The sequence below is a fragment of the Alkalimarinus alittae genome (assembly GCF_026016465.1).
GTDB lineage: Bacteria > Pseudomonadota > Gammaproteobacteria > Pseudomonadales > Oleiphilaceae > Alkalimarinus > Alkalimarinus alittae.
The window spans coordinates 3,018,869-3,031,973 of record NZ_CP100390.1 but is presented as its reverse complement, the minus strand read 5'-3'; the positions used below and the strand labels follow the sequence as shown (position 1 = coordinate 3,031,973).

Below are 13,105 nucleotides of genomic sequence, written 5' to 3'. Positions count from 1 at the left end.
TACGTTAAGTGAACGGATTATATAGCGCATTGCTTACAGGTGTTGCACACCTTTCGAAGGTGCTATCTGGGTTTATTCTCCTTAAACTTATTGCTTACTATCTAGGGGCTGAAGGCTTGGGTGCTCTAGGGCACTTTATGAGTTTAGTGGCAATACTGTCAATGCTTGCCGGTGGGGGGGTGGTTAACGGCGTTATTAAGTATGTCTCCGAGTTTAAGTCTACACCTCGTAAAATGATGATTTTTATCACAGCATCGACAAAGTACTCGTTAGTGTTTTCCTTTTCGGTACTTTTGATCGGTACTGTTTTTTCGGGCTTCATATCAACGTTTATTTTCGGGTCACCTGATTTTTATTTGGTTATTGTATGTCTGGCGCTAGCTCAGGTCGGTTTTGCTTTTTCCAACTTAGTCATCGGAGTGATCAATGGTCTCAGAGAAACTAAAATATACGCCAAATTACAGATTATTGGTAACCTAATAAGCTTGCCATTAGCATATTTATTTATAATAAACTACGGATTCACAGGCGCTGCATTTGGAATAGTGGCTATTTACGTGGCGTACAGCATTCCAGCTTTTTACTATTTCTATAAGTCTCCTTTTTATGGGAGAGTATTTAAATATAAACCTGCCGCTATTAATTATAAAAAGCTATCTTTATTTACTGCAATGCTTGTCTCTAGTGCCGTTGCTTTTCCAGTTGTAGAAATATTTATTAGGGAGTATTTAATTGATGCCTCTGGATATAAAGAAGCAGGTTTATGGCAGGGAGCAATTAAGTTATCAAGCGCTTATCTTGGCTTTTTTGGAGTATTTCTTGCCTACTATTTTATGCCGCTTATTTCAGCAACAGAGAATAAAAGTGATATTACTCAGTATGTAGTACGTTTCTCGGCTTTAATTATGGGCTTGTTTCTTATTGGGGCAGGAACTCTCTACGGGTTTAGAGGCTTCTTTATTCCTCTTTTGTTATCAAATGATTTTGTTGTCCTGCAAAACTATATTATTTTTCAGTTGATTGGTGATTTTTTTAGAATTTCTGCCTATGTAATCGGTTTTGTTGGGGTCGCAAAGGCCGCAACAAAAATTTATATCTTCGCCGAGCTTTTTCAAAGTGTTTGCTTCTTCAGTTTAGCTTTATTCCTGAGTAAATATTATCTTCCGCTTGAAGGGGTTTTTGTTGGGTACATGTTGACTTACATACTCTATTTTTTGATAGCTGTGTGCGGTTTTATGTGGTGGGGGCGGAGGTGATGGACTACGCTATCTTCTACTTGGTTATTGCTTTTATCTTCGTTATTGGCTGTGTAGAGAACTCATCACAATTATCTATTCGAAAAAGCCTGTACTTTTGGCCTATTCTAATTGTATTGGTTGCGTTGGTTGCATTTAGGAGTGCTGGAGTAGGTAGTGACGACCGTGCTTATATCGAGATTTTTTCCAAAGTACCGCCACTTACAGAGTGTGAAGGCATTCTTTGTGGATATGATTACTCAAAAATAAATATTGAGTATGGTTTTTATTTCCTGCTTTCCATTATGGGTATGCTAGGAAGCAACGCTATTATTCTTTTTGGTATAACGGGTCTACTGTCCATTTACTTGAACCTGAAATCAATTAAGTATTTTTCTCCTTATTTTAGCGCCGGTATCTTGATTTACTTCAGTCATTTTTTTCTGGCTAAAGAGCTAAATGCAATTCGTATGGGTCTTGCTACGGCCCTTATTTTTTACGCAGCCACTTTTTTCACTAGAAAAATGTTCACCTTTTTTTGGTTGATTATGCTACTTGCTGTATCAATACATGTAACGTCTGCTCTAGCGCTTATCCCTTTTTTACTCTATACAATCTCCCCTGGACGTCAAATTTTAGCTGCTTTAAGCGTCATCATGGTCTTATTTAGTGTTGTTTTTGACCTTTCTCAGCTGATTGTATTTTTTAAGTATTTTAGTTTTCTTGAGCAAAAGATAGAACTTTATCTTAATTCTCAGATGTACAACTACTCGATACCCCTGCTTAATGTTGTTAATGTCAGAAACCTCATAATTGTTTTGTTGTGTTTGCTATTTTGGGCACCCCTTTGTTCTGCTAATAAGTATTTCAAAATCGCCTTTTATTTCTTTTTTTGTGCTACGTTTTTTAGGATTCTATTTGGAGATTTTGCTATTCTTGCTGGCCGTGGATATGCAGTTATTTCTATGTTTGAATACATATTGATACCAATGCTTGCTGTTTACTTTGTTGGGCGTTGGCCTGGTTATTTAGTTGTGTTTATTTATGCATTACTGACTTTGAGCCTCAACCTTTCTATCAATACGGGCTGGAGTGGTGGTATTGGCTATCTTCATGACATTTTATAAAATCTAGAGAAAATTGATGGATAAAAGAGTTCTTTTCGTACTGGGTGGTCTTGCTATGGGGGGGGTTGAAACCTATATAGTCCGATTGGCTGACGCATTAGTGAAAAAAGGTTGCCGAGTCGATGTCTACCTCCTATCTAATAACTATAACGAGAGGCTTATGTCGGAGCTCTCAGAAAAGGCGGATGTCTCGATATTTGAAAAGGCTTCATTTCTTGGGGCATCTAGCTGGGTTAATGCTTTTCTCCCAGTAAAGTCGAGAGTGGCTGATACTGAGTATGATGTTGTACATGTTGTAGATCTATTAATGTTAGGTTTTGTTTTTTTAAATAGAGACTGCATTCATTTTAAGGCTCTCAGTATTGGAATTTATCATTCATTGGAACTCAGTTGGTGGCGAGATAGAAATGTTTACTTTCGGCGCAAACTTATCGAACTGTATGATCGAAATATCCACTTGACCTTATTTCCAAACGAAAGCACTGCTGAGTGTGCAAGCCAGTTAGCGGGCGTGACCACCGAGAAACTAAAATTACTTCCTTTAGGTGTTAGTTTATCTAAATACTCCGGCAGCTCACCCCTGAAAGAGTCAAAGCGAATTGTATCTGTTGGTCGTTTGGTTGATTTTAAAGTTTACAATCAGCACATGATACGACAGTTGGCGGCTGTGCGGGAGTTTGGTGATTTTGAATATTATATTTATGGCGAGGGGCCTGAGAAGGAGGCTTTGAAGAAACTTGCAAATGATAGTGGTGTATCCAAATATGTACACTTTATGGGGCAGGTGGATTATGACGATCTTCCTCAGGTACTGAATGGCGCATTTTGCTTTATTGGTTCAGGGACGACCATTATTGAAGCATCAGCAGCAGGAATTCCCTCTATTGTGGGAATAGAGTCAATAGAAACGCCAGATACATGTGGCTTTTTCTCAGAAGTGGTTGGCTACTCATACAACGAAGCATCTGCTACTACAAACCGTATTTCATTTTCTACGGCCCTTGAGTGGCTTAATGGGCTTACAGATTGTGCCTACGACAACCTATCTAACGCTCACCGTAAGAAATCGGCTGAGTTCGATTTAAAAAATACATCTTTAGATTTTATAGAGTTATCGAATGAAAGCCCTGATTTTAATTTTTCATTTAATCGCTGGAAAGCGATGTTTTCATTTTTCATATCAATTATACGCTTTGGCCCAAGTGCTTTAAAAAATAGGTTTGATAATAAGTCTTAAAAATAAGTAGGGCGAACTTAATAGGCAGGGTAGCTAATTGCTGTAAAATGATTTATGTGATTTTATAGCTTTGTGATTTTTTATTAATATGCACAAAACATTGTTTTTGTTTGGGTAGTGAGTGTTATGTTTGATAATAAAGTATTGTTAATCACCGGTGGTACAGGGTCATTCGGTAATGCCGTTTTGAGGCGATTTTTAAATACAGATATTGCTGAAATTCGTATCTTCAGCCGTGATGAAAAGAAACAAGATGATATGCGTAAACAGTATAATCATCCAAAGCTCAAATTTTATATCGGTGATGTTCGGGACTTTCAAAGTGTCTCAAATGCAATGCGTGGGGTTGACTATGTTTACCATGCTGCAGCGTTGAAGCAGGTTCCTTCATGTGAGTTTTATCCCTTGGAAGCGGTGAAAACAAATGTAATCGGTACAGAAAACGTTCTTGAAGCGTCAATATCTCATGGTGTTAAACGTGTTGTTTGCTTAAGTACCGATAAGGCGGTTTACCCAATCAATGCAATGGGTATTTCGAAAGCAATGATGGAAAAAGTTATTGTCGCAAAAAGCCGTAATTTGCAAAGTACAAATACTACTATTTGCTGTACTCGTTACGGTAATGTAATGGCATCACGAGGGTCGGTTATTCCGTTGTTTATCAGACAGGTTGTAAATGGAGACCCCATTACGATTACTGACCCATTGATGACTCGATTTATGATGACATTAGATGATGCGGTGGATCTAGTGCTACATGCGTTTGAGCATGGAGAAAATGGTGACATTTTTGTACAAAAGGCGCCCGCAGCGACAATCGATGTACTGGTAAAATCATTACTTGAAATATTAGATGAAAAGGGTCACTCGGTTAATGTTATTGGTACTCGGCATGGCGAAAAGTTATTCGAAGCCCTATGTAGTAGAGAGGAAATGTTTGTAGCTCAGGAGCAGGGTGAGTATTATCGTATTCCTGCAGATAAACGAGATCTAAATTATTCGAAGTTTTTCGAGGATGGAGAGTCTGACTTATCTGTAGTCGAAGATTATAACTCTCACAACACTGAGCGGTTAGATATTGAAGGGATGAAGACGCTGTTGAGGAAACTCGATTTTATTCGAGAAATAGAAAGTGGAAATGTTTTTGTACCAGAGGGTGTTTAAATGCGCATTTTAATTTTAGGCGCCACTGGCATGCTAGGCTATAGCCTGTTTTCAAATTTACGTGATTATCCTGAATTTGAAGTGTTTGGTACGGTTAGAAATATCAAAGGCAAAGAAGCTTTTTTTGATAACTCACTTTCCTCATTAGTGTTTGGTGTTGATGTCACTGACGTTACTCAGTTAGAACATGCTATTCAGTCAATCAATCCAGCGGTGGTTATCAATTGTATTGGGCTAATAAAGCAGCATGATGTATCTAAGCAGCATGTTAATGCGATTGAAATTAATGCACTTCTACCGCATCAGATCGCTAGAGCATGCAGCCAAAATGGGGCAAAATTAATTCATTTTTCAACAGATTGTGTGTTTTCCGGTAAAACAGGTGGCTACAGTGAAGAAAGTTTACCTGATGCTATCGATTTATATGGGCGATCTAAGTGCCTAGGAGAGGTAGTTTATCCGCCCCATTTAACCCTGAGAACATCTATTATCGGGCATGAGCTAAATTCCTCGGTAAGCTTGATTGACTGGTTTTTATCTCAGGCAGGAGAAGTAAAAGGGTTCTCAAAGGCGATATTTTCTGGGTTGCCAACCTGCTATATCGCAAAGTTGTTGGCTGAGTCTGTCCTCAAAGCGCCGGATCTTACAGGGTTGTATCATTTGTCTGTGACACCTATCGATAAATATACCTTATTAACGCAAGTTGCCGAAATCTACGGTAAACGAATCGTTATTAATGAATCTTTAGAGTTGGTGATTGACCGCTCATTAAACTCTCAGCGACTTAAAGAGCAATTAACGCTACCCTTACCATCATGGCCTGAATTAATTAACTTTATGCATAAAGATTTCAACAAAAGGTATCAGCAGTGAAAAAACTAAAAGTCGTTACTGTGGTAGGTACTAGGCCCGAGATTATTCGTCTTTCTAGAACTATAGCCAAACTAGATCAGTACTGTGAGCATATTTTAGTGCATACAGGGCAAAATTATGACTATGAACTAAATCAGATCTTTTTTGAAGATATGGGGATTCGTGCTCCAGATATTTTTCTTGAGTGTGCGGGTGAAACGCCCGCAGACACCATGGCGCAAGTCATTAGCAAGTCAGATAAGATGTTTGCTGATATATCCCCTGAGGCATTACTTATATTAGGTGATACCAATAGTGCGCTTTCTGCGATATCTGCAAAGAGAAGAAAGATCCCTATTTTCCACATGGAAGCTGGGAATCGATGCTTTGATTTACGTGTACCTGAGGAGATAAACCGCAAAATTGTCGATCATATATCTGACGTAAATATGCCTTACAGTGATATTGCTCGGGAATACTTGTTAAGCGAAGGTGTTAAGCCTGATCTTATTGTAAAAACCGGTAGCCCGATGGATGAGGTATTGTCTTTTTATAAAGAAAAAATAGATTCATCTACTGTACTGAATACACTTGAGCTTAAAAAAGGTCAGTACTTTGTTGTTAGTGTGCATCGTGAAGAGAATGTTGACTCTGAAAAAAATATACACAGCTATGTTGATGTGTTAAGTACGTTAGCTGATAAGTATGGGTTGCCGGTTATCGTGTCTACCCACCCTCGTACACGTAAGAAGATCGACTCCCTTAATCTAAAATTCCACCCTTTGGTGCGCTTAATGAAACCACTAGGGTTTAGCGATTATGTACGGTTACAGATGGACTCTAAGTTGGTTTTAAGCGATAGCGGAACCATCACAGAAGAGTCTTCAATTTTAAATTTTGCAGCCATAAATATTAGAGACGCCCAAGAAAGACCTGAGGGTTTTGAAGAAGGGGCTGTCATGTTTACTGGTATGAGTGTTGAGCGAATATTACAAGCGGTAAGTATTCTAGAATGCCAGTCAACGGGTGATCAACGCTTGATTAACGTAGTACAAAACTATATTGCACCGAATGTATCTGAAAAAGTGGTACGTACAATTATCAGCTACACAGATTATGTAAATCGAGTTGTGTGGAAAAAGCATTAATGAGAATTGCATTATTGCCTGACGACTATCTACCAGATAGCACTTTAGTGCATGCTAAGATGTTTCATGAGTTAGCCTTAGAGTTTAAACGACTTGGCCATGAACCTATCATTATTACGCCTGGATCAGCCTCTCAATCGAAGAGGTTGGTTATTGATAAGATCGATGAGATCGAAATCTGGCGATTTAGAACAGGAAAAACACGAGGAGTCGGTAAGGTAAAACGAGCCATTAACGAAAGCTTATTATCTTTAAATGCTTGGTTAGCTGTGCGAGACAGCGTTAAATTAAACCCTTTTGATTTGGTTGTGAATTATGCGCCTACTATTTTTTTTGGGCCATTGGTAAATAGAATAAAGAAGGTTAATCCCAAAAGCCTCTCTTATTTAATTTTACGAGATATGTTTCCGCAATGGGTTATTGATGAAGGTATGATTTCGGAGGGGTCACTAATAGCCCGTTACTTCAGGTTTTTTGAGGAGTATAACTACCGAAGTTCGGATGTTATCGGGTTGATGTCTGAGGCAAACGAAAAATACTTTAATTCAATGCATCCTCAGTTTAGACCGTTAGAGGTATTGCGAAACTGGTCTCAGGTTGAGCCGATTTCAGTTGATTCAAATGCGTTAGATGTTCGCTCTTCTTGTGATCTTCATGGCAAGGTGGTTTTTTTTTATGGTGGTAATATTGGTCATGCTCAAGACATGGCTAATATTATGCGGTTAGCTAGAAGTCTACTTAAATTCCCTAATGCCCATTTCTTACTGGTAGGGCAGGGAGATGAAATAGACCTAGTTCACCGTTTAAAAGCTGACTGGAAACTTCAAAATGTCACTATTTTGCCTTCAGTCGACCAAGGTTCGTATAAGCAGCTTTTGAAGCAGGTTGATATAGGGCTTTTCTCGTTAGCTAAAAGCCATAAAGCCCATAACTTCCCGGGAAAGCTTCTTGGTTATATGTTGGAGTCTTTACCCATTCTAGGAAGTTTAAACCCAGGCAACGACTTGGTTGAGTTTATAAATAATCAGCAGGCTGGCTTTGCATTTATTAATGGTGAAGATGAAGCGCTCCTTGGGGCTGCGTTAGAACTACTTAATGCTGAAGAGTTACGAAGTAGACAAGGGAAAAATGCCTTTCGAGTGTTAGCTGAGTATTTCTCTGTTGAGTCTGCAGCAGCACAAATTATAAAGTCAGTAAAAGGGATGGGTAAAATAGAATGAGTTTTCTTTTAACTGGATATACAGGCTTTCTGGGCTCACAACTTAGGGAAGAGCTTCCAAAACACACGGTATTACTGGGTAGAGCTCCTATTAAGGGGGCCGAACATTATCATGCTTCATTTGTAGAGGGTGAAGATTATAGTGCGGCGCTTAATGGGGTAGAGTGTGTGATTCATTGTGCCGCTAGAGTCCATGTAATGGATGACTCAGCAACTGACCCTTTATCTATATTTAGAGCCGTAAATACAGAGGGCACTCTTAATTTAGCCGAACAAGCCGCTAAAGTTGGCGTTAAACGCTTCATTTTTATTAGTTCCATTAAAGTAAATGGCGAACAGACTTTAGCTGGAAACCCTTTTAAACCAGATGATGAAAATGTGCCCGACGATCCATATGCGCTGAGTAAGTATGAAGCTGAAATAGGCTTGCGGGAATTATCTCAAAAAACAGGGATGGAAGTCGTTATCATTCGTCCACCCTTAGTGTATGGTCCAGGCGTAAAAGGTAATTTTACTAGCATGATGCGTTGGCTAGAAAATGGCGTTCCACTTCCGCTTGGTGCGATTAACAACCTGCGAAGTTTAGTATCATTAGATAACTTGGTCGACCTTATTAAGGTTTGTATTGAACACCCCCAAGCAGCTAATGAAACATTTTTGGTTTCAGATGATAACGACCTATCAACGACACAGTTGTTATCAAAGCTTGTGGGAGGATTGGGTGCTCCTAAGAGGCTTTTTCCCGTACCTACCCCTATGTTAAATACTTGTGCATACTTGTTAGGTAAAAAGGATATCGCACAGCGTTTATTGAGTTCGCTACAAGTAGATATTTCAAAAACCAAATCACTTTTAAAGTGGTCGCCTCCACATACAGTTAATGAAAGTTTGAACAAAACAGCACGTTATTTTTTAAATCATAAGAAAAGTTGCATTTACTAACATTACCAAGTTGCTTAACATAAAGTAATTATTATGAATTCGTTATTATTTAGACTATTAGATTTTACTGCTGCATTTTTCGGTTTATTTCTGACTGCACCTATGCTATTGATTGTTGTCATTTTAGGCTACTTTGACACAGGGTCTCCTATATTCATGCAGCAGCGAGTAGGTAAAAATAAGAAACCATTTACTTTGATTAAATTTCGGACTATGAGCGTTGGAACTCAGTCGGTTGCCAGCCATTTAACGAGTACCGCTTCGGTTACAAAAATGGGTGGTTTTCTTCGTAAAACGAAGATTGATGAGCTGCCACAGCTAATTAATGTATTAAGAGGCGAAATGAGCTTAGTTGGGCCAAGACCTTGTCTATATAATCAAGAAGAGTTAATCGAGGCACGAGAGTTTCGTGGTGTGTTTGATGTTTTGCCCGGGATTACCGGACTTGCTCAAGTGAATGAAATTGATATGTCTACGCCTGAACTTCTAGCTGAGTGGGATGTAAAGATGATTAAGTCATTTTCTTTAGGTGCTTATTTTCGCTATATTTTGATGACTGCAACTGGCAAAGGCTCTGGTGATAGAGTATCTTAATATGGCTTTTAGAGAAGCTAAAGACCTGAATTTTTGCTTTACCCTCTGATAGGCATTAGAATACTCAATCACTTCTAGACCGGTTAAGTAGACCTTTTACTTAAAATCTCTTTTGCATTTTAGGTGTACACAATTTGTTCGATTATTTTTTAAATCTTCCTCGCTATCAAAAACGAATATTTTCAGTTTTAGTTGATGCGATGTGTGTTCCTCTAGCACTTTGGTTGTCTATTTGTATTCGTTTAGAGAAGTTATACATACCTGATAATTATTTAGTACTGTTCTCTTTTGCTATAACATTAATCATTACTATTACCGTATTCATCCGTTTAGGCCTATATCGAGCAGTCATTCGGTATCTATCTAACCATGCTCTTATTGCGGTTGTTTCTGGTGTTTCTGTTTCGGCGTTAATCTTTTCGGCATCTAGCTTCTTACTAAAAGCGCCTGTTCCACGATCAGCCCCATTTATTTATTGGGGACTAGCCCTTTTGTTCGTAGGTGGTTCTAGAATGCTTGTCCGATCCTATGTACATCGCGCAAAACGAATTCTTAAAGAAAAAGTTGTAATATACGGTGCAGGAATCTCAGGAATTCAACTTGCCAATGCCTTGTTTCAGGGGGAGGAGTTTCAACCTGTCGCGTATGTTGACGACAATAAGGCTCGTCAAGGTAATATTTTTCAAGGGTTACGTGTATACAGTCCTGCCGATTTGCCTAGGTTGATAGAAAAGTATGGAGTTAATAAGCTTTTATTAGCAATAGGAAGCGCACCTCACTCTCAACGTTCGTTGATATTAAGATATTTAGAGCCTTTACCAATACAGGTCCAGACTATTCCTAACATGGCTGATGTGATTAGTGGTCGGGCAAAAATTGAAGAAATTAAAGATATAGAAATTGAAGACTTATTAGGGCGAGACCCTATTAATCCCAATAATAAACTGTTGGATAATTACATAAGAAATAAAGTCGTTATGGTTACAGGGGCGGGTGGCTCTATAGGCTCGGAGCTATGCAGACAAATTCTTAATCATCAGCCAAAATCACTTGTATTGTTTGAATTATCTGAATTTAACCTTTATGCAACTCATAAAGAACTTATGACTTTAGTGAAGGAGTGCAGGCTGAACGTTGATATTAAACCCGTCATGGGCTCGGTTCAGAGAGAGCACCGCCTTGAAGTGATTATGAAGTCATTTGGGGTACAAACGGTTTATCATGCTGCAGCCTATAAACATGTGCCGCTGGTAGAGCATAATGTGGTTGAAGGCGTTAGAAATAATGTCTTTGGTACTTGGTATGCTGCAGAAGCGGCGATTAAGGCTAACGTTGAGACGTTTGTGCTTATCTCAACAGATAAAGCGGTAAGGCCCACTAATGTTATGGGCGCGAGTAAGCGTATGGCTGAGCTTGTGCTGCAAGGGTTGGCTGAGCGGCAGACCGATACTCGGTTTTGCATGGTGCGTTTTGGTAATGTATTGGGCTCTTCTGGTTCGGTTGTTCCGTTGTTTAGGGAACAAATTAAAAAAGGTGGCCCGCTCACCGTCACGCACCCTGATATTATTCGTTACTTTATGACTATCCCTGAGGCGGCACAGCTTGTTTTGCAAGCCGGTAATATGGGGCAGGGGGGCGACGTCTTCGTCTTAGACATGGGTGAGCAAGTTAAAATTGCTGACTTAGCTCGTAAGATGGTTCACCTAATGGGTCTTGAGGTTAAGGATGACAAAAATCCAGAAGGTAATATTGAAATTGCTTATACCGGCTTACGTCCAGGCGAAAAGCTTTATGAGGAGTTGCTAATTGGTGATGATCCGCAGGGTACTGATCACCCACGCATTATGAAAGCACGTGAAATTTCACTTAAATGGGCAGAAGTTGAAGAGATTCTAGGGCGGCTAGATCGAGCATGCCACGTATTTGACTGTGATAAGGTGCGCGCCATATTAGAAGCTACACCGCTAGGCTTTACACCTAATAATGAGCTCGAAGACTTGGTCTGGAAGCAAGACCAATGTGGAATGGCTCTGCCAGATAATGTCCTCAAAATAGAACGTGTAGAGTTAGGTAAGACTGCCGCAGATTAATATACAAGTGCTATCGGCTTGGCTAACTTCCCTTAAGTCTCTACAATAATCAGCCTATTCAGTATTCGGAGAAATAGATTTGATCACCCCCGTCATTCTTTCAGGTGGTTCTGGTACACGCCTTTGGCCTCTTTCTCGAGAGGCATACCCTAAGCAGTTTATTAACCTCGTTAGTGATAATAGCCTTCTCGGTGACACTGTTGAGCGTGTTGAAACGCTTGGTGACATACAACATTTGATAGTGGTGTCTAACGAAGATCATCGTTTTATGGTCGCGGGATGTTTACAAACTCATCATAACTTGGAACGAAGTTCTATTATTCTGGAGCCGGTTGGCCGAAATACAGCTCCGGCCATTGCGTTAGCGGCCCTTAAAGCAATGGACGTTAATGCAGACGCTGTCTTGCTTATAATGCCGGCGGACCATGTTATTGTTGATAACGCTAAATTTTCAGAAGCGGTTTTAAAAGGCAAAAAAGCAGCGATGGAAGGAAAGTTGGCTACTTTCGGCATTGTTCCAGACTCACCGCATACGGGGTATGGTTATATTCAATCAGGTAAGCAACAAGGTGACTGGGCGGATGTTGATCACTTTGTAGAAAAGCCGGATGAAGAAACGGCTAAAAAATATATCAGTTCCGGTGATTACTACTGGAATAGTGGCATGTTTATGTTCCGAGCAGATCGTTATCTTGAAGAGCTAGAGAAATTTAACCCTGAAATGGTCTCGGTCTGTAAACGAGCACTTGAAAAGAGTGCAGATGATTTGGATTTTATACGTGTAGATCCAGAAACATTCGCTACCAGTCCAGATGACTCCATCGATTATGCCGTGATGGAAAAAACAGACTCTGCAGTTGTTGTGCCTTTAGATGCGGGCTGGAGCGATGTAGGTTCTTGGTCTGCTCTTTGGGATATTCATCAGCAAGACAAGCATGGTAATGTTTGTAAAGGCGATGTAATTACTGAAGATGTGAATAACTCTTACATTCACTCAGAGTCACGTTTGGTTGCTGCTATTGGTGTTGATAACTACGTCATTGTTGAAACCGATGATGTTATTTTAGTCGCTGATAAATCTCGCGTTCAAGATGTGAAAAAACTCGTTGCTCAAGTAAAAGAACAGGGCCGAAACGAGCACCGCTTCCACAAAAAGGTTCATCGACCTTGGGGCACATACGAAGGCATTACTAACAGTAAGCGCTTTCAGGTAAAACGAATCATGGTTAAGCCTGGTTCTAAGTTGTCGCTGCAAAAACACCACCACAGAGCAGAGCATTGGGTGGTCGTGCAGGGCACTGCACTGATTACGCGGGGTGACGAGCAAATCCTATTAACTGAAGACCAGTCTACTTATATACCATTGGGGACGGTCCATCGATTAGAAAACCCAGGTGTTATTCCGCTAGAAATAATCGAGGTCCAGACGGGCAGTTATTTAGGTGAAGACGATATCGTGCGACTGGAGGATACTTACGGAAGGGTATAAGTACATTG

At 39.8% G+C, this 13,105-nt stretch carries 11 protein-coding genes; all 11 read left to right on the top strand.

Annotation, left to right across the window (positions count from 1 at the left end):
- Positions 1 to 8 precede the first annotated feature (8 nt).
- The 11 genes from NKI27_RS13745 to NKI27_RS13695 all read left to right on the top strand — a co-directional run bounded on the left by NKI27_RS13745 (position 9) and on the right by NKI27_RS13695 (position 13,097).
- The gene (locus tag NKI27_RS13745) at positions 9 to 1,256 is read left to right on the top strand and encodes an O-antigen translocase (protein WP_265046607.1); all 1,248 of its coding nucleotides are present in this window, start codon (positions 9 to 11) and stop codon (positions 1,254 to 1,256) included.
- A complete protein-coding gene (locus NKI27_RS13740) occupies positions 1,256 to 2,362 on the top strand; it encodes an EpsG family protein (RefSeq protein WP_265046606.1) in 1,107 nt (368 codons plus the stop codon). The genes NKI27_RS13745 and NKI27_RS13740 overlap by 1 nt, the downstream gene beginning before the upstream one ends.
- Before the next feature lie 16 nt (positions 2,363 to 2,378).
- Positions 2,379 to 3,599, top strand: a complete 1,221-nt coding sequence (locus tag NKI27_RS13735) for a glycosyltransferase family 4 protein (protein ID WP_265046605.1) — start codon at positions 2,379 to 2,381, stop codon at positions 3,597 to 3,599.
- 126 nt (positions 3,600 to 3,725) lie between these two features.
- Positions 3,726 to 4,763 carry a polysaccharide biosynthesis protein gene (locus NKI27_RS13730; protein ID WP_265046604.1) on the top strand — a complete coding sequence of 346 codons (1,038 nt, stop codon included), beginning with the start codon at positions 3,726 to 3,728 and terminating at the stop codon, positions 4,761 to 4,763.
- Positions 4,764 to 5,636 carry a dTDP-4-dehydrorhamnose reductase family protein gene (locus NKI27_RS13725; protein WP_265046603.1) on the top strand — a complete coding sequence of 291 codons (873 nt, stop codon included), beginning with the start codon at positions 4,764 to 4,766 and terminating at the stop codon, positions 5,634 to 5,636.
- Positions 5,633 to 6,763: a non-hydrolyzing UDP-N-acetylglucosamine 2-epimerase gene (gene wecB / locus NKI27_RS13720; protein WP_265046602.1), complete on the top strand. Its 1,131-nt coding sequence runs from the start codon at positions 5,633 to 5,635 to the stop codon at positions 6,761 to 6,763. The genes NKI27_RS13725 and wecB overlap by 4 nt, the downstream gene beginning before the upstream one ends.
- Positions 6,763 to 7,983: a glycosyltransferase family 4 protein gene (locus NKI27_RS13715; RefSeq protein ID WP_265046601.1), complete on the top strand. Its 1,221-nt coding sequence runs from the start codon at positions 6,763 to 6,765 to the stop codon at positions 7,981 to 7,983. Before wecB ends, NKI27_RS13715 begins: the two co-directional genes overlap by 1 nt.
- Positions 7,980 to 8,924, top strand: a complete 945-nt coding sequence (locus NKI27_RS13710) for a UDP-glucose 4-epimerase family protein (protein ID WP_265046600.1) — start codon at positions 7,980 to 7,982, stop codon at positions 8,922 to 8,924. Before NKI27_RS13715 ends, NKI27_RS13710 begins: the two co-directional genes overlap by 4 nt.
- Before the next feature lie 33 nt (positions 8,925 to 8,957).
- The gene (locus NKI27_RS13705; protein ID WP_265046599.1) at positions 8,958 to 9,518 is read left to right on the top strand and encodes a sugar transferase; all 561 of its coding nucleotides are present in this window, start codon (positions 8,958 to 8,960) and stop codon (positions 9,516 to 9,518) included.
- A 134-nt stretch (positions 9,519 to 9,652) separates the two neighbouring features.
- Positions 9,653 to 11,608, top strand: coding sequence for a nucleoside-diphosphate sugar epimerase/dehydratase (locus tag NKI27_RS13700; RefSeq protein WP_265046598.1), 1,956 nt, complete (start codon positions 9,653 to 9,655; stop codon positions 11,606 to 11,608).
- Between the two features lie 82 nt (positions 11,609 to 11,690).
- Positions 11,691 to 13,097, top strand: coding sequence for a mannose-1-phosphate guanylyltransferase/mannose-6-phosphate isomerase (locus NKI27_RS13695; RefSeq protein WP_265049524.1), 1,407 nt, complete (start codon positions 11,691 to 11,693; stop codon positions 13,095 to 13,097).
- Positions 13,098 to 13,105 lie beyond the last annotated feature (8 nt).